Source organism: Lentzea kentuckyensis, assembly GCF_002150765.1.
Classification (GTDB): Bacteria; Actinomycetota; Actinomycetes; order Mycobacteriales; family Pseudonocardiaceae; genus Lentzea; species Lentzea kentuckyensis.
Genome location: NZ_MUYM01000001.1, coordinates 46,169 through 72,436, shown reverse-complemented (window position 1 = coordinate 72,436; position 26,268 = coordinate 46,169). Strand labels below are relative to the sequence as shown.

Here is a 26,268-nt window from a genome sequence, read left to right as displayed (position 1 = left end):
CCGATGTAATCGATTGCAGATCACCTCAACTACCACCAACTGCGCTGGTAGTGGCCATGGGCGCACCGCACTACTGGGGCTCTAGGCGGCTCGGGTGGCGAAGGCTTCGCCACCTGTGCGCCACCAGCGCGCGTAGACCTCGCTCTCCTCCACCAGCTTCAGGTATCCGGCCGCGACCTGCGCGCACAGGTCGTCGATGTCCTCCGCGACCGGTGCGTCGAGCCGCCAGGCCAGCACCACCTCGCGGACCAGCGGGTTCCCGATGATCGGCAGCCTGGCGACGCCCGGCGGGGTGCCGCCGACCGGGTAGAGCGGGCACACCGCGCCGGACTCCCTGATCAACGTCAGCGCGACGTGCGGCTCGCTGCTGAAGTGCGCGATCCGCTGCTCGAACCCGGCCGCGGCGCATTCGCGGGCGAAGTGGGCGTTCATGCCGCTGTCGTCCGGCTCTGGCATGACCCACTTGTCGCCGGCGAGCGCCGCGAGCGGGATCTCGGGCTCGTTCGCGCACGGGTGGTGCTCTGGCACGCCGGCGAACAGCGGTTCGCGGGTGAGCAGGCGGTGTCCCACGTTCGGCGGCAGCGTCAGCGGAGTGCCGGGAAATTGCCGCAGCACGGCTATGTCGAGTTCGCCGGTGGTGAGCAACGCGGTGAGCGTGCCGGTCTCCTTGATGGTGCGACTGGTGACGTTGTCTTTCAACGCCCCCACGAGTAGTCCGAAGTGATAAGCGGGGATTCCCGCGAGCCTGGTGGGAGCACTGCCGCTTTGCGTGTTACGGCGCGTTACGCGTTCCAGCGTGACCAGCTGCGTGAGCATCGATCGCGCCTCCTGCACGAAATCCGCTCCGGTCGGGGTGAGGCGCACCCCGTCGGCTGAGCGCACGAACAACGCGCCGCCCAAGTGGTCCTCGATGCGTTTGAGCTGCGTCGTCACCGCGGGCTGGGTGAGGTGCAGGCGTGCGGCCGCCTTGCGCAGACTGCCGCAGTCGGCGATCGCCACGACCAGTTCGAGATGCCGCACTTCGAGACGCATACGCCCGATGTTATCGCTGAATGTAATAGCCTCAACACCCTCCGGATTCTCGCGCGAGACGCGGACGTATCGATACGTTCGGCACCGTGATGAAATTGGCCGAGCGCCCGACGCGCACCGAGGCGGTGCTGTTTTCGGATCGCGCTGTGAAAACGTTTCTGGAGGCCGCGTCCGCCGAATACTCGTTCATCACCGAGGATGAACCGAGACCGTGTTTCGCGGTACTGCTCGGCCTCACCGCAGGTCCGGAGGCGGTCGTCCAGGAGGTCGCGTTCGGCCGCAACGCGCGTCTGACGGACCCGTCGGCGCGCGAGGAGTTCGCGGCCACGATCGTGCCGCGGTTCGGCACGGCCTACGAGAACCCGGTGCGGGCGTGGTGGCTCGATCCCGCCGACCTGCTGACAATCACGCGCACGGCCGATGCCGCCGGTCTGGACGTTCTGGGCTCGATCCACCTGCACCCGGACTGGCACCGGCTCGGCCCCGAGTGCGAGCGCGATCGGCCGTTGAGCGACAGCCCGACGCCGATGGACGAGCACATGTTCCGCAACAGCGGATGGCCCGTGAACGTCGTCTGTTACCTCGAACGCCGCCACGGCGGCCTCTACTACTCGCTTGCCGCGTGGGACGCCGAGTGCCTGCGCCTGCCGTTGAGGATGAACCACTCATGACCGAACAGATCTACTCGCTGTGGCAACGCATGGAGCAGGGCTGGGCTCTTGGTGACGGCGACGCGTTCGCCGGCGTGTTCGCCGAGGACGTCGACTTCGTCACCGTGCGCGGCGAGGAGCTCTTCGGGCGGCTGGCCGTGGCGCTGGGGCACGGGCAGCTCTTCGCCGGGCCGTACCGCGACACCAAGCTGACCACCGAGATCAGCCTGATCAGGCCGCTGACCGACGACGTCTCGGTCGTGCACGTCACGTCGTCCATCACCCCGGCGGGCATCACCACCCACGCGCAGGCCGTCGTCGTGCGGCGCGAGGACGAGTGGGAGATCGCGGCGTTCCACAACATGATCCCGAAGGGAAAGTCATGACCAGGGCCCGGTTGCGGCACATCGCGTTCGTCGTGCAGGACGCGAAGGAGATGGCCGACTTCTACACCTCGCGGTTCGGGATGGAGCTGTTCCACACCGACCCGGACGGCAGCCACTTCGTCACCGACGGGTACATCAACCTGGCTCTCATCCAGCAGCGCCTCGACGGTGACGTCCCGACCGGCTTCAACCACTTCGGTTTCCACGTCGACTCCGTCGAGCCGTACCTGGAGACTCTCGAACCTCGCCCTGCCCTGCGCGGCGGCGACCGCCCCTTCGCCGAGTACCGCGCCATCGACCCCGAGGGCAACTGGTTCGACCTGTCCGCGCACGGCTTCCTGCCGCCAGGCGCCTGACTTGGGCGCACGCGGGGCGCTTTCGTGCACCAGAAGTGAACGAAAGCTCCCCGCGTGCACTTCGAACTAGCGCGTGCCCGTCCAGAAGATGGCGCGCGCGACCTGCGCGTACAGGCCCTTCGGGTGGTTGCGGAACATCGGCTCGGTGCCGAAGAGAACCACCTTCGCGCCGTTCGCCGCCGTGCCGGAGACGACCGCCGCCTGACCTGCTGCCGCGTCCTGGCCACCCGTGCCGTCGTCGCGCGGACGCCAGTGACCCGCGGCGATCACCGTGCTGCCATAGCGCTGTTCGACCGTCACGCCCGTGCCGAGGTTCGTGAACCACTGCGGCGAGTAGACGAACGAGTGCGGGAGTGCGTTGGTGCCGATCGGGCCGTTGCCGTTGACCATGTTCACGACCCCGTTAGCGTCCTCCCAGCCCGCGACCGGCGTGGCCTGGAGCAGGGTGGCGTCGACGTTGAACTTGCCGCCCGTCGCGCCGCGCGTGACCACACCGCCGCGCTTCAGGAACGCGTCGAGCGCCGTCTTGGCCGTTGCGTTGAGCTGCGCGTAGTTCAGGCCGGACGACACGAACAGCACGTCGATCCGCGACCAGTCGAAGCCCGCGTTCAGCACGTCCGTGGAGATCGTGCGGACGTCGAAGCCGGACTCCCGCAGGACCTGCAGCTCGTCCGGGCCGACCGCCGCCGCGATCACCTTGCGCTGCAACGCCGTTCCGCCCGGCTTGGCGGTGGTGAACCGGACGCCGTAGCGATCGGAGACCTCCTTGGCGGCGAGCCTTTCCGCGGCCGGGACCACGATGGTGCCGTCGTCCTGACGGCGCAGCGTGATGCCACGGCCGAGCAGGTCGTTGACGGCGTTGGCGTCCTTGGCGTCGTTCAGCGTCAGCGCGAGGTCGGCACCGGGAGCGGCGTCGAGGCTGCCGGTCGGGGCCGCCGCGACGACGTTCTTGCCGTTGAAGTGGAACGCGCCGTCCTTGTAGATGTCGATCGACGCGCCCCAGAGCAGGCGGTGGCTCCAGCCGGAGATGTCGTACATGACCGGGACCTTGGCGCTGATGTCGCTGCCCTGCTCCAGCATCACGTTCGCGAGCGCGCGCTTCGGCTGGTGCATGTCGACCACGTACGAGCCAGCCGGATAACGCTTACCACCCAGCGTGAACGGCTTTTCCGCACGTTCGACCCGGACGTCGTGGGCGACCAGGAGGTCGACGAGCCTGGCAGTGGCGGGCGCCGAGCGGTCGTCCGTGATCACGTAGGCGCGCGGGAACTCCGTGCGGTAGCGGTCTTCCGGCCCGAAGCCCGGCACGAACCCGTCCGGGATCTCGCGCTGCGGCTCACCCGCCTTGCCGCGGCGGAACATCTCGACCTGGTTGGAGATCAGGTCGGCGCGGTGGTCGTCCACGTAGTCGATCGTGGTCTTGATGGTGGACTCGACCACATCGGTGTTGATCTTCGCCCGGCGCTGCAACTCGGCTGCGGGCAGCGTGTCGTACGCCTGCCGGTTGACCTGCTGCGGGATCTCGATCGTGTACGAGATGGCGCCGTGGTACATCGAGTACTGCGCGGTGTAGATCGGCGCCCAGCCGTCCCACACGCCGGGGTCGTAGTCGCGGAACGGGATCTCCGGCTTCGCCGCCTCCGGGTGCCCCAGCGCCTGCACGCCCTTCTCCATCGCGAGGCCGTTGGCGTAGCCGTGCTTGATGTAGAGGTCGAAGTCGTAGTTCTGGCCGTGCGGAGGCGTGGTCGGCTCGATGAGCGTGTTCTCCACATAGCCGTGCTCGTCCAGCATCATCAACGGCTGGGTGTGCTCGACGATCTCGCGCATCGCCCGGTTCTCCGGCTGCGAGCTCGTGACGAAGTCGCGGTTCAGGTCGAAACCCGCGTTGTTCTGCCGGGTACCGGCGACGCGACCGTCCGGGTTCGCCGTGAGGTTGAAGTAGATCCTGCTGCGCCGCAACAGGTTCTGCGTCTCGCGGTCGTTCGACGTGGCGAGGTGCTCGATGACCCGCAGCGCGCCGTCGGTGCCCTCCCACTCGTCGCCGTGGATGTTGTTGTTGATCCAGATCGGCGCCTTGTAGAGGCCTGCGGGGACCTTGCGCCCCTCTTCGATGTTCGCCCGGATCTGCTCCTGCAGACGGCTTTCCGCCGGACTCTCGGGCGCGGTCACCGTGACCAGGTACAGGTCGCGGCCGAGCCCTGACTGGCCGGCGACCTCGACCGAGATCCGGTTGCTCTTCTGCTGCAACGCGTTCAGCTTCGGCGCGAGCGAGTGATATGGCGCCAGGTTGAGCTTGATGGTCTTGTCAGCCGGGTTCTCGGGGTAGGTCCGCAGCTTCGTCCGGCGCGGATAGCCCTGGTAGCGGTCGGCCTGGTTCTCCCCCTGAGCCAGGACGAGCTGCGAGTTGATCGTGTCTACAGCTGCGATTTCGTTGCGCTCGGGCCCGTTCCCGGGCTCTCGGTCTGGGTTCGACGGTTGTGCTGTTCCGCTGACGGGCGCCGCCACCACCGCGGTGACCGCCAGAAGAACAGCGAGCAGAGTTCTGCGCATGCGGTCGTTTCTCGCACAACGGCCCGCGCATCGACTAGAGCCGATAGGCGGGCCGTTGTTTCCCCTCGGTCAAGACCTGAACCACGAGAGTGACACAGAACCGCGCGGGCGAGCGAGAAAAGTTAACCAACCGCCGCCACAATCAGGGGTACAAATCACCACTGACCAGCGCGTTCATTTCACCGAGCACCGCACAACCACTCGAACGGCCTAGCCAGACCCCAAACAGAGGAACGGCCGCCGGAACGGATCCTTCGCCATCGCCTCGGCCAACGCGACCGCCGGCGCGGCCCCCGCCACCAACGCCCGGTGGTAGTCCGCCATCGCCGCCGCACTCGCCTCGTCGCCCACCTTGCTGGCGGCGGCGACCACGGTCCTGGTGCCACCGGCCAGCATCGCCCCGGCAAAGCCGAGCGCTTCGTCGCCGGGCCTGATCCGGTTCAACGCGAGGGAACACGCCGCCAGCACCACATGCGCGGGCGGTTTGCGGAGCCTGCCAAGTTCGTGCGCGAACAACGGTCCGTCAACAAGCTCCAGCCGTGAGAACAACGCGTTCTCGTTCTCGTGCTCGCCGTGCGCCGCAACGTGCACGAGATCAGCCCCGTCGAGGTGCGCGAGGACCTCCGCGGCCGTCGCGTCCTCCCCCGACAGGACCGTGGCCTTGTCGTGGTGGGAGGCCAGCCGATCCAGCTCGTCGTCCGCGAACTGCAGGCTCGGCCCCCGCACCAGCAACACCCGATCGGCTTTCGGCATGTCGGCCTGGCTGGCGGCGAGCCAAGCGGTGGCACTCGGTGCCGTGACGACGGGCCGCCCGTGCAGGCTCGGGATGACCCCCCACGGCACCGCGTACAACGTGCCGGTCGGAATCACGATCAGCTCCCGCTCGCCGATGAGGTGGGCCAGCGGCTTGATCAGCATCGCGTCGAGCGCATCCGCCTGCTTGCGCGCCGAGGCCCCGATGACCTGCACCAACGGCGGCTGCAGGTAGTCCGGCGCCAGCGCGTTGAGGTCGAAGTGCAGCTTCCGCGCGCTCTCCAACGCCTCCTTCGCCGCACCCAGCCGCACCATCCGCACCTGGCCGCCCGCGATGACGACGGCGACCATCCCGCCACCCGACACCACGAAGCTGACCATGGCTCGCTCACCGAGCTCGGCGATCACCTCGTTGAGCCTGGCCATCGGACGCGGCCGGCCCCAGCGCTGCGAGTGCCAACCCAGGCGGTTTGCCTCCCGCTGGGCTTTGGCGAGCTTGCTTCGCAGGTCCGCGGTCGGCCTGCCGTCGAGACCCGCACGCATCAGATCCCGGCCTAGACCTCGAACTTCGACGATTCGCCCTGCCAGCTCAGGATCTTCCACATGCTCCAGCGGCTCGTAACGGTAGGTCTGCGCTCGGGTGCGTTCCAACCAGACGAACAGTTGCCTTGCGTCGTTCTTTTCCAGCACCAAACGGATTGCGAGCTCACCGAGCTCACGACCATGCACGGCGGTCGCCGACACCAGTTCCAGGCCACCCAGCTGGTCGCGCACCTGGCCCAGCTCTTCGAGCCCGTTGCGGGCGTGCCTCAGCGCTGCCCGGCGATTTCCCTGGGCCAGTCCCAGTTCTGCGAGCACCAGCCTGCGTTGCATCCGATGGTCGATGGGTGTGACCGCGCGAGGACCTGGCAACTGCCGCAGCAGCTCCTTGCCCTCGGCAAGTCGTCTCCTGCGGACTTCAAGCCTCGCAGCCAACAGCTTCGCGAGTCTCGCCTCGTCCACGAGGTGGTTGGCCGCCAGGCGATCGGAAAGAGCAAGCGCCTTCTGCACAAGAGCGTTGGTCACGCGCTTGACCTGCAGTGCATGCGCCCAAAGTTCGATCAGGGCGGCCATCATCCACCAGTTGCTGCCACGCTTCTCAAGCTTGCGCTGCGACCGCTTCGCCATTCGCCTGGCCAGGTCGAACTGCTCGTCGAGCAGAGCGGCCGACGCGCGGAACATCTCCACCTCGGCGATGTCCTGGTGGAGCTTTTCCTTGCGCATGACCGGCAACGCCTCGTCGAGCTGCCTGCCTGCCTCGTCCGACAGGCCAACCATGATCATTGCTTCGGCCTGATCGAGCTGGACTCCCGTGAGCACCGAGAACTGCTGGCTCGCGCGCAGGACGCGGGAAGCCTCTTGGTAATGGCGCAAAGCCTCCGCCACGTCACCGCTCTGCTTGTGGGCGTTGCCCAACGCTGCGACCGAGTACGGGTACAGATCCTCCAAGCCGTACTCGCGAGCGAGCGAACTCGCTCGTTCCAGGTCCGCGATGGCGGGCGCGCGCTTGCGAACCGCCGCGTTCGCGAAGGCCCTTGAGATGAGTGACGACGCGAGCCGCCGGACGAGTTCCGAGTCGACCCGCTCCGGCGACTCCTCCATCTCACGCTCGACGAAGGTGATGAGGGGCCCGAACCACTGAACTGCCTGTTCGGGTTGACCCAGCCGCATGACCAGAATGCCCTGGTTGGTGTCGACGATCCCGTGTAGCTGCGCACGAGCCCGTGCGTCGTCGAGCAGGTCGATCTCGCGCCGAGCCGCGTCGAAGGTCTCGACGGCGACCTTCATGCCACCGGACTCACCGAGGCACATCGCAAGGGTGTACAGCACCCGGACGCGCAGCTCAGTCCGTTCTGGACTGTCCGGGGCACGGTCGGCGTGCACGAGTGCACGCTTGAGAAGGCTGACGGCGGTCGAGGCTCGGTACTTCGACTGCTCCGCCCAGCCTCGCTGGTACAACTCGCGCGCTCTATCCAGGGCACGAGCGGGCATGTGATCATCACACCACATGCGGCCAAATGGCGCTGTCCGCCAACCAGGCGCAGGCCTGATCGACGGACACCGCAGAGGGTGACTAGCTCGCCACTTCCTGCTTCGCCAGATTGTCCGGGTGGTTGGGGCAGTCCAGCTCGTGCTGAACCTCGCCCTCACTGATCAACTGGCCACCGACCACCGGCTGAATCGGCGGCTTGCCGCAGCATTGCGTCTCCAGCGGCGGGTCTTCAGGCTGCTTGGGGTCGTTCTTGGGCTCGTCATCGGTCAACAGGTCCTTGACCTTGTTGAAGATGTCGCCCACCAAGCCTTCGCGCTGACCGGTCATGAGGTTTCCCCCCTCGTTTGGACTATTTACTTCCCATCCCCCCAGATGGGTGCGTCAGGAAGAGTCGCACACACGGCTACGGGTATACGTCTCATTTAGCTAACAGCCACTCGGTCGGCCTAAGATCACAAAGGGTCACCTGCACAAACAGGTGACCCTTTGTGATTCTTGCTTCGATTATGTATCTACGAGCAGCGTGCGAGCACGATCTCGCGAACGCGGGCCGCGTCGGCCTGGCCCTTGGTGGCCTTCATGACCGCGCCGACGATGGCGCCGGCCGCCTGGACCTTGCCGTCGCGGATCTTCTGGGCGACGTCCGGCTGGGCCGCGAGGGCCTCGTCGACGGCCTTTTCCAGCGACGAGTCGTCCGAGACGACCTTGAGGCCGCGCTTCTCGACGACCTCGTCCGGTGAGCCTTCGCCTTCGAGCACGCCGTTGACGGCCTCGCGGGCGAGCTTGTTGGTCAGCGCGCCCGAGTTCACCAGCTCGATCACGCGGGCCACCTGGGCCGGCGTGATGGGCAGGTCGGTGAGCTCGACACCGCGGGTGTTGGCCTGCTGCGCGAGGTACGACACCCACCAGGAGCGGGCCTCGTCCGGCTTCGCGCCCGCGTCGACGGTCGCGATGATGACGTCCAGCGCGTTGGCGTTGACCAGGTCGCGGAGCACCTCGTCGGTGAGGTTCCAGTCCTTCTGGATGCGCGCGCGGCGCTCCCAGGGGAGTTCGGGCAGGGTGCCGCGCAGCTCCTCGACCCACTCGCGCGACGGCGCGATGGGGACCAGGTCGGGCTCCGGGAAGTAGCGGTAGTCCTCCGCCGTCTCCTTCTTGCGGCCGGGCGACGTCGAACCCGACGACTCGTCGAAGTGACGGGTCTCCTGGGTCACCTCGCCGCCGGACTCCAGCACCGCGGCCTGACGCGTCATCTCGAAGCGGACGGCGCGTTCGACGCTGCGCAGCGAGTTGACGTTCTTGGTCTCGGTGCGGGTGCCCAGCGCGCCGGTGGTCTTCGGCGAGAGCGACACGTTCGCGTCGCAGCGCAGGGAGCCCTGGTCCATGCGGACGTCGGACACGTCGAGCGCCTTGAGCAGGTCGCGCAATGCCGTCACATACGCGCGGGCGACCTCGGGAGCGCGCTCCTTGGTGCCGGGGATCATCTTCGTGACGATCTCGATCAGCGGCACGCCGGCGCGGTTGTAGTCGAGCAGCGAGTGCTCGGCGCCGTGGATGCGACCGGTGGCGCCACCGACGTGCAGCGACTTGCCGGTGTCCTCCTCCATGTGCGCGCGCTCGATCTCGACGCGGATGACCTCGCCGTCGTCCAGCGTCACGTCGAGCCAGCCGTTGAAGGCGATCGGCTCGTCGTACTGCGACGTCTGGAAGTTCTTCGGCATGTCCGGGTAGAAGTAGTTCTTCCGGGCGAACCGGCACCACTCGGCGATCTCGCAGTTCAGCGCGAGGCCGATGCGGATCGCGGACTCGACGGCCTTGCCGTTCACCACCGGCAGCGAGCCCGGCAGGCCGAGGCACGTCGGGCAGGTGTTCGTGTTCGGCTCGCCGCCGAAGACGTTGGCGCAGCCGCAGAACATCTTCGTGTTGGTGTGCAGCTCGACGTGCACCTCGAGGCCCAGGACGGGGTCGTACTTCTCGATGACCTCGTCGTAGTCCATCAGCTCAACCAGAGAGGTCATGCCAACTCGTCCTTCCGCAGAGCACGAACGGCCAGCGCCGCACCGGTGACCGCCACGGCGATGCTGGCGATCGCGTTCGCCAAGAGCAGCTTGTCATTCTTCGCACGGGCGTTCCGGAAGCCGGAGAACGCTCCCACGGCCCCCGCGACGGCACCGGCCAGACCGAGGAGACCCCGCGCCTTCTTGATGTTCACAGCGACGGACCTCCGAACGCGCCACGCGCCGCCTCGTAGGCAGCGGCCACCCGGTACATGCGGTGGTCCTGCAGCGCCGGAGCCATGATCTGCAGGCCGACCGGCAGACCGTCCTCATCGGACAGACCGCTCGGCACGCTCATGGCCGGGGTGCCCGCGAGGTTCGCGGGGATCGTGCAGAGGTCGGCCTTGTACATGGCGATCGGGTCGTTCGCGCGCTCACCGATCTTGAACGCCGTGGTGGGCGTGGTCGGCGAGATGAGCACGTCGAAGCTCTCGAACGCCTTCGCGAAGTCCTGCGTGATCAGCGTGCGGACCTTCTGGGCCGAGCCGTAGTACGCGTCGTAGTAACCGGACGACAGCGCGTACGTGCCGATCATGATGCGGCGCTTGACCTCCGGGCCGAAACCGGCCTCGCGGGTCAGCGACATGACCTCCTCGGTGCTGCGCGTGCCGTCGTCGCCGACGCGCAGGCCGTAGCGCATGGCGTCGAACCGGGCGAGGTTCGACGAGCACTCGCTCGGCGCGATGAGGTAGTACGCGGGCATTGCGTAGTCGAAGCTCGGGCACGACACGTCCGCGACCTCCGCGCCGAGCTCCTTGAGCTGCGACACGGCGGCCTGGAAGCTGCGCAGCACGCCCTGCTGGTAGCCCTCACCGCTGAACTGCGTGACGACACCGACGCGCAGGCCGGACAGGTCGCCGTTCAGGCCCTCGCGGGCAGCGGCGACGACCGGCGGCACCGGGGCGTTGATGGACGTGGAGTCCATGTGGTCGTAGCCCGCGATGACCTCGTGCAGCAGCGCGGCGTCGAGCACCGTGCGAGCACAGGGACCGGCCTGGTCCAACGAGCTGGAGAACGCGACGAGGCCGTAGCGGGACACACCGCCGTAGGTCGGCTTGACGCCAACGGTGCCGGTGACCGCGCCGGGCTGGCGGATCGAGCCACCGGTGTCGGTGCCGATCGCGAGCGGTGCCTGCAGGGCGGCCAGCGCGGCGGACGAACCACCGCCGGAGCCGCCGGGGATGCGCTCGAGGTCCCACGGGTTGTGCGTGGGGCCGTACGCCGAGTTCTCGGTCGACGAACCCATGGCGAACTCGTCCATGTTCGTCTTGCCGAGGATGACGACGCCGGCTTCCTTGAGCTTGCGGGTCACCGTCGCGTCGTACGGCGGCAGCCAGCCCTCGAGGATCTTGGAACCGACGGTCGTCGGCACGCCCTCGGTCGTCATGACGTCCTTGAGCGCGAGCGGCACACCGGCGAGCGGTGACACGGCGTTGCCGGCCTTGACGTCCTCGTCGACCTTGCGGGCCTGCGCGAGCGCGCCCTCGGTGTCGACGTGCAGGAAGGCGCGGACCTTGCCGTCGGTCTCGGCGATGCGGTCCAGGTGGGCCTGCGTGACCTCGACGGACGAGATCTCGCCGCTGTGGATCTTCGCGGCGAGTTCTGCCGCGGTGGCGTGGATCAGGTCGTTGGTCATGCTTCCTCACCCAGGATGCGGGGCACGCGGAACCGGCCGTCCTCGGCTTCAGGAGCGCCTGAGAGCGCCTGCTGCTGACCGAGGCTCGGACGGACCACGTCCTCGCGGAAGACGTTGGTCAGCGGAACGGCGTGCGACGTCGGCGGGATGTCGGCCGTGGCGATGTCGCCAACGGTGGCCACCGACTGGAGGATCACGTCGAGCTGTCCGGCGAACAAGTCGAGCTCGTCCTCGGTAACAGCCAGCCTGGCGAGCTTCGCCAGGTGCGCGACCTCGTCGCGGGAGATGCTGGGCACTCCTGTCAACCCCCGTAGGGTCGGGATACGAATCGGGAACCCCGTGAGTCTATGGGCTGGTCAGCAGCGTCTTCGAACGGGTTACCGCCCAGGTGTTTGACTGACCTCTCAACTTAACCGTTCCGCAACGCGGACAGCAGGTCATGCGTTGACGATGCGTCTGCGAGAATCACCGACCGGCAACGGCGCGAGACGCGGGGTCTCGCGCACGAGCTATGGAGGCGTTCACCTTGTCGTTCCTGATCCGGGTCCAGCTCCCGGACCGTCCCGGCACCCTCGGCGCGGTCGCAACGGCTTTGGGCGAGATCGGGGCGGACATACTCAGCGTCGACGTGGTGGAACGCGGTTCCGGCGTGGCCATCGACGACCTCGTGGTGGAGCTCCCGTCCGGCCGCCTGCCCGACACGTTGATCACCGCCGCCGAGTCCGTGGCCGGCGTCGAGGTCGACGCGGTGCGCCCCTACGCGGGCATTCTCGACACTCACCGCGAACTGGAGCTCGTCGAGGAGATCGCCGACGACCCGCGCAAGGGCCTCGAGGTCTTCACCGAGGGCGTCCCGAAGATCATCCGCGCCGGCTGGGCCGTCGTCGTCGGCCCCGAGGGCACCGGCATCAACCGGCTGACCTCGTCGTCCGCCGCGCCGGAGACCCGGATGGCGGACGTGCCCTGGTTCCCGCTGGAGCGCGCGACCGTGCTCGACGGCGAGGAGGAGTGGGTGCCGGAGACCTGGCGCGAGCTGGGCACCGAACTCGCCGCCACCCCGCTCGGCAAGCCGGACCGGGTGCTGGTCGTCGGACGTCCCGGCGGCCCGATGTTCCGCGCGGCCGAGGTGGCGAGACTGGCGCATCTGGCCGGGATCGTCGCCGTGGTGCTGCCGGACTAGTTGGGGGCCTTGGCCTTCTGGTTTCGCCGGGCCATCGCGATCAGCTCGGCGTTGTTCCTCGCTCGGCGACCGTCGGGCATCAGCAGCGTGTCCTCCAGCCCCATGCGCACGTGGTGTTCGAGCGTCGCGGCGTAACCGAAGACCGGCCAGGCCTCGTCGTCCTTGCCGTGCAACAGGATCGGCAGGCCGAGCGGTTCGACCTGCCGCAGCAGCGGTTCCGCCGTATGCCGAGTCGCCGTGACAGTGATCCTGGTCGTGCCCGCGGGAAGTTCGCCGAGTTCAGCCAGGTCATGCACGACGAGCTCGATGCCGACGTTGACCTGGTGCAGCGCCTGGGCGAGCACCCGCCAGCCCGGTTGCCCGACGTGGACGCCGGCGATGTCCGGCCGCCCCGCCGCGAGCGGTGCCCAGCTGGCGATCAACGCGGCCGGGTTGCCGGGAACGTTCGTCGACACGCTGATCTCGATGCCCGGCACCGCCGCCCGGACGGTGGCGATGGTGGTGGCGATCTCCGGACCGGCCAGCGTGAGCGCGCCGATGACGTCCCTCGGCTGGATGTGCACCGAGGTGACGCCGAGCGCGGCGACGTCGGCCGCGTCCTCCGCGAGACGTTCGGGGGACAACGGCAGGGCCGGGTGCTCCTCGGCTGTGCGGGAGCCGTTCAGACAGGCTTGCAGCACACTTCATACGGTCCCACACAATCCTCGCCGCCGCGCTGCTCCAACGGTTAGCTTGAGGACATGCGACTGGCGTGGACGTTCGCCCAATCCGGCCTCGCGATGGGCGATCTGGCCCTGGGGGTGGCCGGGGTGATCGCCGTCGCGGCGGTGATCGTGGCCGCCGTCATGCGACGGAAGCGGTGAGCTCGGCGGCCCGCTAGAACACGATGCGGTAGTGGACGAACGGGGTCTTCTCCGCGACCTGGTCGTAGAGCTTGCGCGCGGTTTCGTTCCACTCGCTGGTGTGCCAGTAGACGCGGCAGCAGGCCTGTTGCCGGGCCCACTCCGTCACCGCCTCGATGAGCGCGCGGCCGGCTCCCTGGCCGCGCGCCTGCGGTGCGGTGAAGAGGTCCTGCAGGTAGCAGACGTCCGGGCCGGACGTGCTGGGGTGCTTGAAGAAGTGTGTGATGCCGACGATCTTGTCCCCGTCGCGGGCGCATAGGGCGTGGATGCTTTCGTCCGCTTGGAACGCCGCCCACTTCTCGTCGTAGGTTTCCGCTGGCAGCGTGCGTTCGTAGAAGGTGTTGTAGCCCTCGAAGAGCTCCTGCCAGGCGGCGCGGTCGCCGGGTTCCAGGGGGCCGATCGCGATCATGTTGATCCTTTCTGCAGTCACCCGGTTGGATGACGTCCGTGTCGACGACCCTCACCACCGAACTGCTGCTGCACCGCGCGGGCACCAAGTCGTACTGGCGCGGGCTCACCTACCGCGACTCCGTGCAGTCCCTGCGGGTGCACAGCAGGCACGTGGCGGCGCGGGTGCGGGGCAGCGACGACGCGGCCTACGTGGTGCAGCTGTCGTGGTCGGGCACGCATCTGGTGGGGGCGTGCAGTTGCCCGCACGGGTCGGAGGGGTTCTTCTGCAAGCACTGCGTGGCGGTCGGGCTGGTGTTGCTGGACCGGGGTGAGACGGTGCCGCCGCCGGACGCGGAGGACGTGGAGCTCAAGGACGTGCTGAGAGCCCTGCCCGCGGACGTCCTGCGGGACCTGCTGTACGAGCAGGCGGCCGGTGACCTCAAGCTGCGGGCGCGGATCATCTCGGCACTCTGACCAGCGGCGGGGTTGCTCAGAGCGGCAGCCCGTAGGCGTAGGCGACCAGCTTGGTCCCGGGTACCGGTGTCCAGTCGCGGTCGGGCAGCCGCGTGAACCCGATCCGTTCGTACAACCGGTGCGCCGCCAGCATCTTCTCCGACGACGACAGCACGACCTGGCCGATGCCCGCGGCCCGTGCCCGGTCGATCACCGTGCGCACCAGGGCCTCGCCCACTCCCCGGCCGCGCGCCGACGACGCGACCGAGAGCATGCGGAACTCCAGTTCGCCCGGTTGCGAGATCTCCGCGTAGGGCGTCGCGGGGAGCACGACCGTGACGGTGCCGAGGACTTCGCCGGAAGCGCTGTCCACGGCGACCAGGAGTTCGGCGTCGCGAAAGCGGGACGCGGCGTCGGCGAGAGTCTTGGTGTAGTCGTCGTGGGCGTCCACGTAGCCGTCGGCGCTGTACGCCTCGACCGTGATCGCCCCGACCGCCGGCAGCTCGGCCTCGCGGGCCGGGCGGATGATCAGGTCAGCCATCCGAGTCTTCCTCCCCAGTGAGGGCGACCTCCCTGGCCGCGTCCGGGCCCTGTTCGAGCAGGACGCGGAAGCCCGCCTCGTCGAGGACCGGGACTTTCAGGGAGATGGCCTTGTCGTACTTGGATCCTGGCGAGTCGCCGACGACGACGAAAGCCGTTTTCTTGGAGACCGAGCCGGCCGCCTTGCCGCCGCGGGCCAGGATCGACTCCTTGGCCGAGTCGCGCGAGTACTCCGTCAGCGAGCCGGTGACCACGATGGACAGGCCCTCGAGGTTGCGGGTGATGGACTCGTCGCGCTCGTCCTCCATGCGCACGCCCGCGGCCCGCCAGCGTTCGACGACTCCTTGACGCCACTCCGTTTCCCGCCACTCGACCACGGCCGTCGCGATCGTGGGACCGACGCCCTCGGCGCTGGCGAGCACGTCCTCGGGGGCCTCGATGATCGCGTCCATCGAACCGAACTGGAGCGCCAGCGCGCGGGCCGCGGTCGGGCCGACGTGGCGGATCGACAGCGCGACCAGCACCCTCCACAGAGGACGCGACTTGGCGTCCTCCAGGTTGTCCAGCAGCTTCAGCGCGTTCGCCGACAGCGCGCCGTTCTTGGTCTTGAAGCGCTCGACCTGCTGCAGCGCCTCGGCGTCGAGGTCGAACAGGTCGGCCTCGTTCGTGTACACCGTGGACTCGGTGATCGCCGCCGCGGCCTCGTAGCCGAGCACCTCGATGTCGAGCGCGGCGCGGGAAGCCAGGTACGCCAGGCGTTCGCGCAGCTGACCGGGGCACGTCTCCGCGTTGGGGCAGCGGATGTCGACGTCGCCCTCCTTCATGGGACGCAGCTCGGCGTTGCACTCCGGGCAGCGCGTCGGCATCACGAACTCGCGCGCGTCGTCCGGCCGCGCGGCCAGCACCGGGCCGAGCACCTCGGGGATCACGTCGCCCGCCTTGCGGATGACGATGCGATCGCCGATCAGCACGCCCTTGCGCTTCACCTCGGAGCCGTTGTGCAGGGTGGCGCGCGCGACCGTCGAGCCGGCCACCTTCACCGGTTCCATCAGGGCGAACGGCGTGACGCGGCCGGTGCGGCCGACCTGGACCTGGATGTCCAGCAGCGTCGTGGTGGCCTCTTCCGGCGGGTACTTGTAGGCGATGGCCCACCGCGGCGCACGCGACGTGGTGCCGAGCCGGCGTTGCAGCGACACCTCGTCGACCTTGACGACCAGGCCGTCGATCTCGTGGACCGCGTCGTGCCGGTGCTCGCCCCAGTACTCGACCTTCTCGCGGATCTCCACCGGGTCGGTCAGCACGGCGGTGTGCGGCGAGGTCGGCAGGCCCCAGGACTTCAGCGCCTCGTACGCGAGCGACTGGCGCGCGACCTCGAAGCCCTCGGTCTTGCCGATGCCGTGGCAGATCATCCGCAGCTTGCGCGCCGCGGTGACCTTCGGGTCCTTCTGCCGCAACGAGCCCGCGGCGGTGTTGCGCGGGTTCGCGAACGGCGGCTTGCCCTGCTCGACCAGCGAGGCGTTCAGCGCCAGGAAGTCCTCGACGGCGAAGAAGACCTCGCCGCGCACCTCGACCAGGTCCGGCACCGGGTAGGTGTCCGAACCCTTCAGCACCTCCGGCACGTCCGCGATCGTGCGGACGTTCAGCGTCACGTCCTCGCCGGTGCGCCCGTCGCCGCGGGTCAGCGCCCGCGTGAGCCTGCCGTTGACGTACAGCAGGTTGATCGCGAGGCCGTCGATCTTCAGCTCGCACAGGAAGTGCGTGCCCTCGCCGATGTCCTTCCGCACGCGCTCGAACCAGGCCGTCAGCTCGTCCTGGGCGAAGACGTTGTCCAGGCTGAGCATGCGCTCCAGGTGGTCGACCGCCTTGAACTCGGTCGAGAACGTGCCGCCGACGAGCTGCGTCGGCGAGTCCGGTGTGGCCAGACCCGGATGCTCGGCCTCGAGCGCCTCCAGCGACTTGAGCAGCGCGTCGAACTCACCATCGGTGACGATCGGATCGTCCAGCACGTAGTAGCGGAACTGGTGCGACCGCAGCTCTTCCGCGAGCACGGCATGCCGCTCGCGGACCTCTGCGGGGACGTCTTCAAGGCTCTCGCTGGTCACGTCCCACAGCTTATTGAATGCTCCCCGCTCCGAAGGGCAGGCAATCCGTCGAGCCTCGCGGCGTGAAACGGAGTTCCCGTCCTGCACGAGCTGTGTGGGGATTTTCGGCTCAGGCTGCGGCAAGTCATGCGCGTCGCTGGTAGTGGTCGCGAGTTCCTGCACACCCCAGTCGACACCGATCACCCGACCCGTCCCCGGCAAGGCCTGAACCCGCGTCTGAAACGACGAACCAGCCCCAACCAAACCTGCCCGGCACGTCAGCCCGTCAGCAGTTTGTCCAACTGCGCCGGACCACACGTGCGCGGATCGCCGGGATTCTCGCGGTTGTGCCGATGAGTCTCGCGCGACTGCGCGACGCACTGGTTCCGCACCCACCGACAGCGATCCCACTCCACCAGCAGCACGCGGCGGGCCGACGACGACAAGCGCAGCCGGTAGGAAAGCCGGGCCACACCCGCCTCATCCGCCATGCAAGCGACCATACCGAACACATGTTCGCCACTATCGGGTGATGATCACGAACACCGCGTCAGCGGTCGGCGCCGCTGCCAGTGCCCTGCGCAGGCCTGACAGTTTTCAGCCGTCCGAAACCTGAGCGAGTTCCCGGACGAGTGAACGCAGCTCCAGCAGGCTGATCGTGCCCTCCGGTTCCAGCTGCGCGGTCTCCACCCGCCGCAACCGCTCCCCCGCCAGCCGCTCGCCGAGAGTGACGTCCAGCGGCAGGAACGTCATCGTCTGCCGCTGCTGGTCGGTGAGATCGACGAGGGCCGGGTGGTAGACCGCGACGTCCACCACGTCACCGTCCACCTGGGCCACCACCCGGAAGTCGCCGAGCCGCATCCTCACCTCGCCGAGGTTCACGATCACCTCGGTCGGGTCCGGCACCGGCGGCACCGAGTCGTGGAACTCCCACACCATGTCCGACGGCGGCGCGGCCTTGATCCACGCGTCCGTGTACGGCCGCAGCCGCGGGTCCTCCTGGCCGGTGATCACCAGCGCGTACATCGCCAGGTGGCCCTGTTCGAGCGAGAACACCAGGTCCGGGTGCAGCGCGCTGACGAGCTCCTTCAGCTGGTCCTCGACCCGGTGCGGTTCGCCGTCGCCCAGCGCCGCGCTCACCACCGGTACCAGCTCGAACCACCGCTCCCAGAAGCGTCGCGCGGCCTCCTCGGCGTTCGGCAGGTGAGCGGGCGTGACGTCTTCGGCTTTGCGGCGGCGGAACCACTTCATGACGTTCAAGCGTAGAGCTTGCGTCCGTCTGCCAGCATTTCGACGAACTGGGCGATCCGGCGCTGACGTGTTTCCGCGCGCTTCGCGTCGTGGATGCGCAACAGGATGGCGTACCTGTTCTGGCTGTTCAGCGTCTCGAAGGCCTTGGCGGCCTTGGGGTTCGCCTTGAGCGCCTCGGTCAGGTCGTCGGGCACCTCGATCGTCGCCGGCCCCGCGTAAGCCGCCTCCCAGCGCCCGTCCGCCTTGGCCTTCTCGATCTCGGCGAGCCCCGCCGGCAGCATCTTGCCGGCCGCGATCAGCTCCTCGACCTTGCCGCAGTTGCGCTTGGACCACCTGCTGCGCGGCTTGCGCGGCGTCCACCGCTGCGAGTAGTAGGTGTCGTCGATCGACCGCACGAGCCCGTCGATCCATCCGTGGCACAGGGCGATGTCCAGCGCCTGGTCGTAGGTGATCGTCTTGAGCCCCGAGCCCTTCTTGGCGTACTTGATCCACAGCTCGGTCTCTTGCGCGCCGTTCTCGTGCAACCAGGCGTCGAACTCGGCGGGATCTTCGAAGAAGATCAACGCACCCTCCTCAGGCAGAGCGTCATCTCCTCATAGGGAACACCGAGTTCGGCCTCTTCGGGGCAACTTTCTTCCGCTATGCCCACGACCTGCACGTTCACCCGTGGCGCCGCACAGTCGAACTTGGACACGGTCGATCTCTGGAGGTCGTCGGTGTCGAGCTCGAAGCAGTCGCCCTTCGCGGCGTTGGGCAGCAGGCACAGCGCCGCGTTGTGCCTGGTGTCGCGCAACACCTTGTACTCGCCGCGCGGACATTCGCCGTTGGTGTTGGTCAGCACGGTCCCGACCTTCAACGCGGCTTTGGCGCCCTTGCAGTCGATGACCGTCAGCCCCAGATCGTCCTCTCCAGGGCCGGTGAACTTCACGCAGCTGCCCTTCGCCGCCTTCGAGTAGTCCGTGAGGAACAGGGATTCGGGTGCCGCCGGCGTCGGTTCGTCCGCTTCGCTGAACGCCCACCACACTCCGAGGTAGGCCAGCACGGCGAGTACGCACACCATCACGGTCTGTCTGACGACCACGCCGCGGATTATGGCGGCGAATACTGAGTGGCGCGCGACGACGGCTTTGGCCACAGTGCGCGTCATGCTGATCCGGCGGGAGACACCCGCAGACATCGACGCCATCCGCGCTGTCACGAACCTCGCGTTCAAGAACGGCCCCGAGGCCCCGCTGATCGACTGGTTACGGGCCGACGAGGGCTGGATTCCGGAGTTCTCGCTGGTCGCGGACGGCGTGATCGGACACGTCGTGGCCACTCGCGGGTACATCGGCGACGACTTCCCGGCGCTCGGGATCGGGCCGGTCAGCGTGCACCCCGAGCATCAGCTGCGCGGAGTCGGGTCGGCCTTGATGCATGCCGTTCTCGGTGCCGCGGAGGCACGCGGCGAGCGCGCGGTCATCCTGTTGGGCGACCCGAAGTACTACGGGCGGTTCGGTTTCCGGCTGGCTGAGGAGTTCGGGATCACGCCGCCGGATTCCGCGTGGGCGCCGTACTTCCAGGCCCGGCTGTTCGGCGAGGTTCCTCCCGGGCCGTTCCGGTACGCGGAGCCGTTCAACCGACTTTGACGACCTCGCCATCGGCCTTGCGCGCGTAGACCGTGCCTTCGGGCTGGGCTGACACCGTGTCGATGAACCGGGCCTCGCCCAACGGCTCCCAGCCCGCGCCGAGGCGGTGCACGCGTCCGCCGATCAACGAGTAGACGCCGACCGTCCCATCAGGACGGAGCACCGCCTCGGGTGAGGCTTCGAGACCCTGGGCGATCTCCCGCCACGCACCCGCCCCGCCGGCGACCAGTGTGCTGCCGGAGCGGAGGTACAGGGCGATCGACCCGTCCGGGAAGGTGATCGCGGACGGCTTGCCGGCGGCGAACCCCGGCGGGCTGAGCGGAATCGATCCGGACTGGCGGGCCCCCTGGGGGGATCGACCCCCCATCCCAATCATCTCAGAGGGGTCTGACAATTTCGCCACGCTGCCGTCGGCCAGCACGGCGTACACCACGACCGTCCCATCAGGACGCAACACCGCCTCGGGATCGCCGCCCACGCCCGACGCCACCAGCCGCCACGACCCGTCGGCCAGCACCATGACCTCGCCGCGAACCGTGCGCGCGTACACGAACCGGCCGGCCACCGAAGGACGTCCGATGAAGGACCCGATCGTGCTCAGCCGCGTGCGATCGACCCAGACGTCGCCGTCCTCGACCACGTAGACGCCGCCGACCACCTCAGGCCCGCCCTGCCACGCCTGGCGCAGCATCGACTCGGCGCGCGCGACCGCCTGGTCGTAGCGCTCCGGACAACAAGACCGTTGCACCGCATCGGCGAGCAGCCCTGGCGAGAGATCAGGCCGATCCACCTTCACCGCGTACTCGAAGAAGCGGCGCGCGGCATACGGGACGTCCATGATCTCGGCAGGCGTGCCCCACCCCATCGACGGCCGCTGCTGGAACACGCCGAGCGAGTCCGCGTCGCCGCAAGCCAGGTTGTTCATGTGCGACTCGACCCACCCGGCCTCGAACCCGGCGAGCATCACCTTGTCGCTCACGCGCAACGAAAGACCGACGGCGTGCACGACGCGGATCACGTCCGCGTCGTGCACGCCGGGAACCTTGCACGAAACCTTCAGCGGCAGGGCATGTGCCGAAGCCGGGAGAAACAGCAGGATGACCAGCGCGATCCTGAGCACAAGTCCGAATTGGACACCCAGGCCCGCGCCGGCGCCACTCAGGAGTTGGCGATCAGCGAGAAGCCCAGCACGCCCGTCGCCGTGAAGTCGATGGCCGGCTCGGAGCTCGGCCAGGACCGCAGGTCGTCGGCGAACACGGACTTCGCGGAGTCGAACTCCTTCGTGTACGGCTTGGTGCAGTCGACGGAACCCGGCGGCATCTCACCGAGATCGCCGAACAGGGAGGCGTCGTTCGGGCCGTTGATCACGGCACCGACCAGCACCTTCGAGCCGCCGTTGGACGACCCGGACAGGTTCGCGGCCTGGTGGTGCGGGCACTCGGGGAACTTAGCGCCCACGCCGACGATCAACGACGTTCCCCACGCGTTGGTACCGAGCGCGAAGCCGCGCTGCTGCGTGCCGAACGTCTCGTACTCCTTCGAGCCGGTCAGCTTCCGGTACAGCGCCGCGGTCGTGATGAAGCCGAACGTGCGCGAGCCGACGTCCCAGGTCTCGACGTTGGCCGCGGTGCGGAACGGCGAACTCTTGGCCGCCTCGGCACCCTGCGCGAGCTGGCGCCGGATGTCGCCGACGACCTGCGCCTCGGTCACCTCGGCGCCGGGAACACCCTTGCGCAGCAACGGAGCGAGGTCGGCGTGGCCGAGCGCGGAGATGTTGTAGACGTTCAACGTGTCCGGGTCGCCCGTGGCCAGGAACTCCTCGGCCCAGTGCGCGGCGGCGCGCGCGAACTGGCTGTAACGCTTGTCGTTCAACGCCTTCGCGGCCAGTGCGAGCTGGGTGGCGCCGAACTCCATGTCGTCGGTCCAGGAGCCCTCTGGGTAGTAGGCGTGCGGGAACGCCGTGACGAGCTCGCCGACGTCCGACGTCTTGGCCTGCGCGAACAACGAAGCGGCCTTGTTCAGGTACTCGCACGCCAGCCGCGGGTTGCGGCGAGCCTCGATCTGCGCGGCCAGCGCGAACGAGCCGGCGACGCGGCCGACCAGGTTCGGGCTGATCTTCTCGCCGGGTTTGTTCGCGCGGAACACCGGCCGGTGTTTGATGTAGTACTCGCTGTCGCCGGGCAACACGGCGAGCTTGTCGTCGGCCTCCGGCAGGCGCCACACGTCGTGGTCGCCGACGAAGCCGAACTCCTCGGAGCCGGTGCCGATGCCGACCTGGGCGTACAGGACGCCGGTCTTCTCGTCCCACGCCTTGTCGAGCCACTTGAGGCCGAACTTGGCCTCCTCGTACAGCGCGTCGTTGTGCTTGTTGCGCAACGCCAGCAGCATCGAGGCCGTCGAGTACGACGAGGCGTGGGTGAACTTCACGAAGTCACCCGCGTCGAACCAGCCGCCCTCGAGGTCGACCTTCACCCCCGTGGGCTGCAGCGGCGCCGCGATCTCGTCGCCGCCCTCACCCTTGAACACCGGCTCCTCGTAGACCGTCGCGCTGCGGTCGGTGAGGTGCGCGGGCTTGCGGTTCAGCCGCCCGGGGACGACCTGCGCGCCGTCCCGCTGGGCCTGGAAGAACTCGACGGTGTTGTTCGCGACCGGCTGGAAGAGCTTCTTCAGCGAGTCGATCCTGAACGCCGTCGACGTCGCCGAACCGACCTTGATCCGGTAGGTGCCGGCCGTCCGCACCTTCGAGAAGTCGATCGGGTGCACCGAGGGGAACTTCTCGCTCCACGAGCCCGTCGAGGCGCCCGTCCTGCCGGTCAGCACGGTCCTGCCCCTGCTGTCGACGACCGTGAACGTGGTGTTCGCGGCCCCACCGAGCACGTACGCGTGCTTCGTCTCGGTGGTGCCGAAACCGATCTGGTCCAGCCTGATGTGTCCGGCGGGGGCCGCCTGCGCAGGCGTCACGACCACCCCGGAAAGCACTGCGGCGACGAGAACCGCACGTCTGATGCGCATGAGAGGAACTCCCGATCCAGGCCCGGCGGAAGCCTACGGTTAAGAAAGTTTCCTAATAGTTCGCAGCAGACTAGCCGCCCAAACCGGACATCACCAGCCCTCGGGCGGTTCCAAAAAGGCCGAGGAGAGATCACGGGTCAGCGACAGCGCACGCTTCACCCAGCTGGACGTCGCACCCGCCAGACCGCACGTCGGGGTGGGCAACGCCTGCTCGGCGAGGATCGACCGCGGGAAGCCCAGCCGGTCGACCAGCGTGAACGCGCGCTGCCCGACGTCCTTCAACGTCACCGGCGTGCCGGGATCGGTGCTCGGCACCAGTCCGAGCGCCAGCGTCGTGCCCGCCTCCCAGGTCTCACCGATCTCGTCGAGCGCCTCCGCCCCCTTGACCAACGCCACGTCGAACGCGATCGCCGTCGCGCCCGCCTCCCTGAGCAGCGTCAACGGCGGATGCGGCGCACAGCAGTGGACCATCACCTCGTGATCCGCGAGAGCCTCGATCACAGTGGCCAGCACCGCGCGGGCGTCCGGTCCGGGCACGGCGGGGACAGTGCCGAGCTTCGACGGCGTCGGCAGCAGACCCTGCAGCACGGCGGGCAGGCCCGGTTCGTCGAGCTGCACCACGACCTTCGCCTTGGTGCGCTTGGCGACCTCGGCGGCGTGCAGCTTGAGTCCCTCGGCGAGCGACTCGGAGAACTCCTTGACGGCACCGCGGTCCGTGAGCACCCGATGGCCGCGCATCAGCTCGATGTTCGACATCAACGTCCACGGCCCGGTGGCCTGCACCTTCACCACCGAAGGCTGCGCACCGGCACGTTCCAACGCCTCGTCGAACGCGTCCAGGTCACCGCGCAGGAGATCGACGGCCCGGCGGTGGTCGCGGCCGGGACGCGGGTTCACCCGGTAGCCGGACGTGATGACCTCGATCGCGAGGTCGACGAGCAGGCCGGCGGTGCGGCCGATCATGTCCGCGCCAACTCCCCGCGCAGGCAGCTCCGGGACGTGCGGCAGTTCTGGCAGCTCTCCGACGACGACCCTCGCCGCCTCGTCGATGTCGGTTCCGGGCAGCGATCCGATTCCAGTGGCTCCACGCACCCGCCGAATTGTTCCACTGTCCGCCGGACAGAAGAGGTCTAGACCCATTGACGTCATGGTCTAGGCCACTTAACGTGATTGAGCAGGCGCTCTCAGTACGAAGCGCCCTCAGTCGTGGTTGTGGGAATGCGACGCGCCCCGCGTTCCCACTCCACCCCTGCATCGCAAAGGCCGACGTGGGATCTCCGTCCCACGCCGGCCTTTGTTCGTTCGCCCGAGGCCGCTAGCAGGAGCCGCAGCACCCGCAGCTCGGACCCGTGCACGAGCTGCAACAAGAGCAACCACCCATGATGACCACCTCCGATGTTGAGCGATCAAGCCATCGGACAGTAAGGCGGCTCCAACACCGCGTGACACCACCTTCAGGGTGATTACGCTGCCACGAATGAATGGTCCTGCTGAGATGTTGGCCGCCGACAAAGCCTCCACCGGCCTCGGCATCGCGCCGGTCGAACTGCGCGACGGCTACGCGTTGCTGAGCATGACGGTCGCGGAAAACATGATCAACGGGCACGGCATCGCGCACGGCGGTTATGTGTTCCTGCTGGCGGACACCGCGTTCGCGTGCGCCTGCAACAGGGCCGGGTCCGTCACCGTCGCCGCCACGGCCGAGATCGACTTCATCAAGCCCGTGCACGAGGGCGACGAGCTGGTGGCGGAGGCGGTGGAACGGACCCGGTTCGGCCGCAGCGGGATCTACGACATCACGGTCAGGCGAGGGACCGAGATCGTGGCCGAGTTCCGCGGTCGCTCGCGGACCCTGCGCGCCTGAGCCCGATGGACTGCAGCACCGCGAAGCCGATCACGGCGAGGCCCTGCGCGAGGACCAGGGCGACGCCGGGGCCGGTGAGCGGGAACCAGGCGAGTTCCGCGGTGAGAATGCTGTCCAGACCCCACACCAGGTTGCCGATGATGATCAGCAGCACGATTCGGCGATCCGGGTTGGCGCGGGTGCCCAGAGCGAACACGCCCACGCCGTAAACCACGCAGAAAAGGCCGAGGCCGATCTGCCAGCCCACCGGCATGCCGACTTCCGGGCGGATCAGCACGGTCAGCAGGCCGAGTGCGAACGAAGCGACACCGTCGAGTTTCAAGGCGAATTTCAACATGGCCCGACGATCGCCCGCCGGGCGCTGCCAGAACCACGTCAAGCGCTGCCAACTCCTGCCATCAGGTCCGCCGCGACCAGCCGGGCGGCGGCGTTCTGCCAGTTGTGCAGGGTCCGCTCCGGCACCTGTGTCACGAACCACTGCAGCGCGCGCCGGTCCTCCGCGTCCAGGTCCTCGCGCTTGGTCCGCACCGAGTACGGCCGGATTCCCTTCACGTAATAGAAGTACAGCGCGTTGTAGTAACGCCATTCGTCACTGGTCCCGAAATCGCCGTCCGCGGGCTTCAACCGTTGAATGCTGGTCAGCAGCAGAACCTTCAACTGCGCCGCCCGGTCCAACGGCGGAGCCTCGGCGGTCAAAGCGATCAACGGGCTCGCGACCAGCTTTCCGAGATCTCCGTAGTGGCTCAACGCCTTCCGGGTGAGCCGCGCGAACTCGGCCTCGTCCTCGGTGATCAACGGACGGCGCTTGGGCAGCGACTCGGCGGCCTCACGCAGTTCGGCGCGTTCGGCGGCCACAGCCGGTACCGCGAGCCGGTCGACCACGGACGCCAGCGGGTTCGCGAGCACCTGAACCGCGATCGCCGCGGCGACGGTCGTGTAGGCGAGCGGCTGCGGACCTCCGAAGAGGATCACCTGCGAGCCGAACAGCACCGCGGTGAAGCCGGCGATCACCAACGAGCGCAGCATGTCCGCGCGGATCGCCTCGCCCTCCTCCACCGCGTCGGTGACAGCGACGAGCACGCCGAAGACCACCAGATCGAAGCCGATCGACGGCAGCGTCACCACGTCTGGCAGAAGTTGCAGAAGGAAGGCGGCAGCGGACAGCCCGAACATCACTCCGACGAGTGAAAAGTAAACGCGTTTCCTTATGGCTAAGACTACCGACACGGCCAAAGGGAGCAACACGAGCCACGGCAGCCAGAACAACGCGGCGAAGAACGGCACCAGCGCGAGGAACCACCACCTGATCAACTCGGGCCGGGCGAGCAACAGGATCGCACCCGTCCAGGCCAGCGCCGGTACCCCGAGCAGCACGGGATGCGGCACGACGACCGCCGCCGAACAGCCGATCACGCCTATACCCGCCCACCACAGCAACGGCTTGCGCGGATCGCGGGCGAGCAGGTACAGCCCGAGCCACCAGGCGAGGCCGGAGACCAGCAGCGATAGGCCAAACAC

At 68.1% G+C, this 26,268-nt stretch carries 29 protein-coding genes; 8 read left to right on the top strand and 21 right to left on the bottom strand.

The features are described from left to right. Window positions 1-81: 81 nt before the first annotated feature. Entirely contained in the window at window positions 82-1,032 is a 951-nt protein-coding gene (locus B0F77_RS00360) for a LysR family transcriptional regulator (protein ID WP_086660698.1), read from the bottom strand. 146 nt (window positions 1,033-1,178) lie between these two features. Here B0F77_RS00360 and B0F77_RS00355 point away from each other — a divergent pair, with 146 nt between their 5' ends. The 3 genes from B0F77_RS00355 to B0F77_RS00345 are packed head-to-tail and all read left to right on the top strand — an operon-like array spanning window position 1,179 to window position 2,424. Then, window positions 1,179-1,703, top strand: a complete 525-nt coding sequence (locus B0F77_RS00355; RefSeq protein WP_211293607.1) for an MPN domain-containing protein — start codon at window positions 1,179-1,181, stop codon at window positions 1,701-1,703. Next, the gene (locus tag B0F77_RS00350) at window positions 1,700-2,068 is read left to right on the top strand and encodes an SgcJ/EcaC family oxidoreductase (RefSeq protein ID WP_158102548.1); all 369 of its coding nucleotides are present in this window, start codon (window positions 1,700-1,702) and stop codon (window positions 2,066-2,068) included. Before B0F77_RS00355 ends, B0F77_RS00350 begins: the two co-directional genes overlap by 4 nt. Continuing rightward, window positions 2,065-2,424: a VOC family protein gene (locus B0F77_RS00345; protein ID WP_086660696.1), complete on the top strand. Its 360-nt coding sequence runs from the start codon at window positions 2,065-2,067 to the stop codon at window positions 2,422-2,424. The genes B0F77_RS00350 and B0F77_RS00345 overlap by 4 nt, the downstream gene beginning before the upstream one ends. Before the next feature lie 66 nt (window positions 2,425-2,490). Here the strand turns inward: B0F77_RS00345 and B0F77_RS00340 are convergent, their stop codons facing one another. From B0F77_RS00340 to gatC, 7 genes are all read right to left on the bottom strand, one after another. After that, window positions 2,491-4,974: a M14 family zinc carboxypeptidase gene (locus tag B0F77_RS00340; RefSeq protein ID WP_086660695.1), complete on the bottom strand. Its 2,484-nt coding sequence runs from the start codon at window positions 4,972-4,974 to the stop codon at window positions 2,491-2,493. A gap of 210 nt (window positions 4,975-5,184) precedes the next feature. Continuing rightward, complete coding sequence (locus tag B0F77_RS00335) at window positions 5,185-7,758, bottom strand: CHAT domain-containing protein (protein WP_086660694.1); 2,574 nt, start codon at window positions 7,756-7,758, stop codon at window positions 5,185-5,187. A gap of 82 nt (window positions 7,759-7,840) precedes the next feature. Then, window positions 7,841-8,086 (bottom strand): hypothetical protein, encoded by a 246-nt coding sequence (locus B0F77_RS00330; protein ID WP_086660693.1) that lies wholly within the window; start codon window positions 8,084-8,086, stop codon window positions 7,841-7,843. Window positions 8,087-8,271: 185 nt separating this feature from the next. Then, complete coding sequence (gene gatB, locus B0F77_RS00325; RefSeq protein WP_086660692.1) at window positions 8,272-9,774, bottom strand: Asp-tRNA(Asn)/Glu-tRNA(Gln) amidotransferase subunit GatB; 1,503 nt, start codon at window positions 9,772-9,774, stop codon at window positions 8,272-8,274. Next, entirely contained in the window at window positions 9,771-9,968 is a 198-nt protein-coding gene (locus tag B0F77_RS00320; protein ID WP_207310891.1) for a hypothetical protein, read from the bottom strand. Before B0F77_RS00320 ends, gatB begins: the two co-directional genes overlap by 4 nt. Then, window positions 9,965-11,449 (bottom strand): Asp-tRNA(Asn)/Glu-tRNA(Gln) amidotransferase subunit GatA, encoded by a 1,485-nt coding sequence (gene gatA, locus B0F77_RS00315; RefSeq protein ID WP_086660691.1) that lies wholly within the window; start codon window positions 11,447-11,449, stop codon window positions 9,965-9,967. Before gatA ends, B0F77_RS00320 begins: the two co-directional genes overlap by 4 nt. Beyond that, window positions 11,446-11,745: an Asp-tRNA(Asn)/Glu-tRNA(Gln) amidotransferase subunit GatC gene (gatC, locus tag B0F77_RS00310; RefSeq protein WP_086660690.1), complete on the bottom strand. Its 300-nt coding sequence runs from the start codon at window positions 11,743-11,745 to the stop codon at window positions 11,446-11,448. Before gatC ends, gatA begins: the two co-directional genes overlap by 4 nt. Before the next feature lie 230 nt (window positions 11,746-11,975). On the opposite strand from gatC, the gene B0F77_RS00305 reads away from it, so the two are divergent. Beyond that, window positions 11,976-12,629, top strand: a complete 654-nt coding sequence (locus B0F77_RS00305; protein ID WP_169730865.1) for an ACT domain-containing protein — start codon at window positions 11,976-11,978, stop codon at window positions 12,627-12,629. Here the strand turns inward: B0F77_RS00305 and B0F77_RS00300 are convergent. Next, the gene (locus tag B0F77_RS00300) at window positions 12,626-13,309 is read right to left on the bottom strand and encodes a 3-keto-5-aminohexanoate cleavage protein (protein ID WP_086660688.1); all 684 of its coding nucleotides are present in this window, start codon (window positions 13,307-13,309) and stop codon (window positions 12,626-12,628) included. The genes B0F77_RS00305 and B0F77_RS00300 overlap by 4 nt on opposite strands. Window positions 13,310-13,369: 60 nt before the next feature. On the opposite strand from B0F77_RS00300, the gene B0F77_RS50450 reads away from it, so the two are divergent. After that, window positions 13,370-13,492: a hypothetical protein gene (locus tag B0F77_RS50450; RefSeq protein ID WP_281252451.1), complete on the top strand. Its 123-nt coding sequence runs from the start codon at window positions 13,370-13,372 to the stop codon at window positions 13,490-13,492. A 13-nt stretch (window positions 13,493-13,505) separates the two neighbouring features. Here B0F77_RS50450 and B0F77_RS00295 read toward each other — a convergent pair whose 3' ends face one another. Continuing rightward, window positions 13,506-13,940 (bottom strand): GNAT family N-acetyltransferase, encoded by a 435-nt coding sequence (locus tag B0F77_RS00295; protein WP_086660687.1) that lies wholly within the window; start codon window positions 13,938-13,940, stop codon window positions 13,506-13,508. Window positions 13,941-13,978: 38 nt separating this feature from the next. Between B0F77_RS00295 and B0F77_RS00290 the strand changes: the two genes are divergently transcribed. Further along, the gene (locus B0F77_RS00290; protein ID WP_143466507.1) at window positions 13,979-14,395 is read left to right on the top strand and encodes an SWIM zinc finger family protein; all 417 of its coding nucleotides are present in this window, start codon (window positions 13,979-13,981) and stop codon (window positions 14,393-14,395) included. Between the two features lie 16 nt (window positions 14,396-14,411). Here B0F77_RS00290 and B0F77_RS00285 read toward each other — a convergent pair whose 3' ends face one another. The 6 genes from B0F77_RS00285 to B0F77_RS00260 form a co-directional block, all read right to left on the bottom strand. Further along, a complete protein-coding gene (locus tag B0F77_RS00285; RefSeq protein WP_086660685.1) occupies window positions 14,412-14,915 on the bottom strand; it encodes a GNAT family N-acetyltransferase in 504 nt (167 codons plus the stop codon). Then, on the bottom strand, window positions 14,908-17,016 hold the full coding sequence (gene ligA / locus B0F77_RS00280) for an NAD-dependent DNA ligase LigA (protein ID WP_425435593.1): 2,109 nt from the start codon (window positions 17,014-17,016) through the stop codon (window positions 14,908-14,910). The genes B0F77_RS00285 and ligA overlap by 8 nt, the downstream gene beginning before the upstream one ends. A gap of 257 nt (window positions 17,017-17,273) precedes the next feature. Then, complete coding sequence (locus B0F77_RS47605) at window positions 17,274-17,486, bottom strand: hypothetical protein (protein WP_158102547.1); 213 nt, start codon at window positions 17,484-17,486, stop codon at window positions 17,274-17,276. A 106-nt stretch (window positions 17,487-17,592) separates the two neighbouring features. Next, window positions 17,593-18,246 (bottom strand): hypothetical protein, encoded by a 654-nt coding sequence (locus B0F77_RS00270; RefSeq protein ID WP_086660684.1) that lies wholly within the window; start codon window positions 18,244-18,246, stop codon window positions 17,593-17,595. A 5-nt stretch (window positions 18,247-18,251) separates the two neighbouring features. Next, window positions 18,252-18,809 carry a YdeI/OmpD-associated family protein gene (locus B0F77_RS00265; protein WP_245847733.1) on the bottom strand — a complete coding sequence of 186 codons (558 nt, stop codon included), beginning with the start codon at window positions 18,807-18,809 and terminating at the stop codon, window positions 18,252-18,254. After that, the gene (locus B0F77_RS00260) at window positions 18,806-19,327 is read right to left on the bottom strand and encodes an LppU/SCO3897 family protein (protein ID WP_143466506.1); all 522 of its coding nucleotides are present in this window, start codon (window positions 19,325-19,327) and stop codon (window positions 18,806-18,808) included. The genes B0F77_RS00265 and B0F77_RS00260 overlap by 4 nt, the downstream gene beginning before the upstream one ends. A 64-nt stretch (window positions 19,328-19,391) precedes the next feature. Between B0F77_RS00260 and B0F77_RS00255 the strand changes: the two genes are divergently transcribed. Beyond that, window positions 19,392-19,874 carry a GNAT family N-acetyltransferase gene (locus B0F77_RS00255; protein WP_086660762.1) on the top strand — a complete coding sequence of 161 codons (483 nt, stop codon included), beginning with the start codon at window positions 19,392-19,394 and terminating at the stop codon, window positions 19,872-19,874. Here B0F77_RS00255 and B0F77_RS00250 read toward each other — a convergent pair. The 3 genes from B0F77_RS00250 to B0F77_RS00240 all read right to left on the bottom strand — a co-directional run bounded on the left by B0F77_RS00250 (window position 19,861) and on the right by B0F77_RS00240 (window position 24,026). Next, window positions 19,861-20,994 (bottom strand): hypothetical protein, encoded by a 1,134-nt coding sequence (locus B0F77_RS00250; RefSeq protein WP_086660681.1) that lies wholly within the window; start codon window positions 20,992-20,994, stop codon window positions 19,861-19,863. The genes B0F77_RS00255 and B0F77_RS00250 overlap by 14 nt on opposite strands. Window positions 20,995-21,032: 38 nt before the next feature. Continuing rightward, window positions 21,033-22,886, bottom strand: a complete 1,854-nt coding sequence (locus B0F77_RS00245) for a glycoside hydrolase family 9 protein (RefSeq protein WP_086660680.1) — start codon at window positions 22,884-22,886, stop codon at window positions 21,033-21,035. Window positions 22,887-22,976: 90 nt separating this feature from the next. Next, the gene (locus B0F77_RS00240; protein WP_086660679.1) at window positions 22,977-24,026 is read right to left on the bottom strand and encodes a methionine synthase; all 1,050 of its coding nucleotides are present in this window, start codon (window positions 24,024-24,026) and stop codon (window positions 22,977-22,979) included. 337 nt (window positions 24,027-24,363) lie between these two features. On the opposite strand from B0F77_RS00240, the gene paaI reads away from it, so the two are divergent. Continuing rightward, window positions 24,364-24,750, top strand: a complete 387-nt coding sequence (gene paaI / locus B0F77_RS00235; protein ID WP_086660678.1) for a hydroxyphenylacetyl-CoA thioesterase PaaI — start codon at window positions 24,364-24,366, stop codon at window positions 24,748-24,750. On the opposite strand, the gene B0F77_RS00230 is transcribed toward paaI, so the two are convergent. Together B0F77_RS00230 and B0F77_RS00225 are read right to left on the bottom strand one after the other, a co-directional pair. Then, the gene (locus tag B0F77_RS00230; protein ID WP_086660677.1) at window positions 24,689-25,087 is read right to left on the bottom strand and encodes a hypothetical protein; all 399 of its coding nucleotides are present in this window, start codon (window positions 25,085-25,087) and stop codon (window positions 24,689-24,691) included. The two genes, paaI and B0F77_RS00230, sit on opposite strands and share 62 nt — an antisense overlap. Window positions 25,088-25,125: 38 nt before the next feature. Beyond that, on the bottom strand, window positions 25,126-26,268 hold the full coding sequence (locus B0F77_RS00225) for a hypothetical protein (RefSeq protein WP_086660676.1): 1,143 nt from the start codon (window positions 26,266-26,268) through the stop codon (window positions 25,126-25,128).

Bases quoted from the DNA above. Each gene is read 5' to 3' on its own strand.
- B0F77_RS00340 (WP_086660695.1), bottom strand. From the start codon at position 4,974: ATGCGCAGAACTCTGCTCGCTGTTCTTCTGGCGGTCACCGCGGTGGTG.
- B0F77_RS00360 (WP_086660698.1), bottom strand. From the start codon at position 1,032: ATGCGTCTCGAAGTGCGGCATCTCGAACTGGTCGTGGCGATCGCCGAC.
- B0F77_RS00245 (WP_086660680.1), bottom strand. From the start codon at position 22,886: ATGCGCATCAGACGTGCGGTTCTCGTCGCCGCAGTGCTTTCCGGGGTG.
- B0F77_RS50450 (WP_281252451.1), top strand. From the start codon at position 13,370: ATGCGACTGGCGTGGACGTTCGCCCAATCCGGCCTCGCGATGGGCGAT.
- B0F77_RS47605 (WP_158102547.1), bottom strand. From the start codon at position 17,486: ATGGCGGATGAGGCGGGTGTGGCCCGGCTTTCCTACCGGCTGCGCTTG.
- B0F77_RS00345 (WP_086660696.1), top strand. From the start codon at position 2,065: ATGACCAGGGCCCGGTTGCGGCACATCGCGTTCGTCGTGCAGGACGCG.
- B0F77_RS00230 (WP_086660677.1), bottom strand. From the start codon at position 25,087: ATGTTGAAATTCGCCTTGAAACTCGACGGTGTCGCTTCGTTCGCACTC.
- B0F77_RS00240 (WP_086660679.1), bottom strand. From the start codon at position 24,026: ATGGGTCTAGACCTCTTCTGTCCGGCGGACAGTGGAACAATTCGGCGG.
- B0F77_RS00295 (WP_086660687.1), bottom strand. From the start codon at position 13,940: ATGATCGCGATCGGCCCCCTGGAACCCGGCGACCGCGCCGCCTGGCAG.
- B0F77_RS00285 (WP_086660685.1), bottom strand. From the start codon at position 14,915: ATGGCTGACCTGATCATCCGCCCGGCCCGCGAGGCCGAGCTGCCGGCG.
- B0F77_RS00350 (WP_158102548.1), top strand. From the start codon at position 1,700: ATGACCGAACAGATCTACTCGCTGTGGCAACGCATGGAGCAGGGCTGG.
- B0F77_RS00335 (WP_086660694.1), bottom strand. From the start codon at position 7,758: ATGCCCGCTCGTGCCCTGGATAGAGCGCGCGAGTTGTACCAGCGAGGC.
- gatA (WP_086660691.1), bottom strand. From the start codon at position 11,449: ATGACCAACGACCTGATCCACGCCACCGCGGCAGAACTCGCCGCGAAG.
- gatB (WP_086660692.1), bottom strand. From the start codon at position 9,774: ATGACCTCTCTGGTTGAGCTGATGGACTACGACGAGGTCATCGAGAAG.
- paaI (WP_086660678.1), top strand. From the start codon at position 24,364: ATGAATGGTCCTGCTGAGATGTTGGCCGCCGACAAAGCCTCCACCGGC.
- B0F77_RS00330 (WP_086660693.1), bottom strand. From the start codon at position 8,086: ATGACCGGTCAGCGCGAAGGCTTGGTGGGCGACATCTTCAACAAGGTC.
- B0F77_RS00270 (WP_086660684.1), bottom strand. From the start codon at position 18,246: ATGAAGTGGTTCCGCCGCCGCAAAGCCGAAGACGTCACGCCCGCTCAC.
- B0F77_RS00255 (WP_086660762.1), top strand. From the start codon at position 19,392: ATGCTGATCCGGCGGGAGACACCCGCAGACATCGACGCCATCCGCGCT.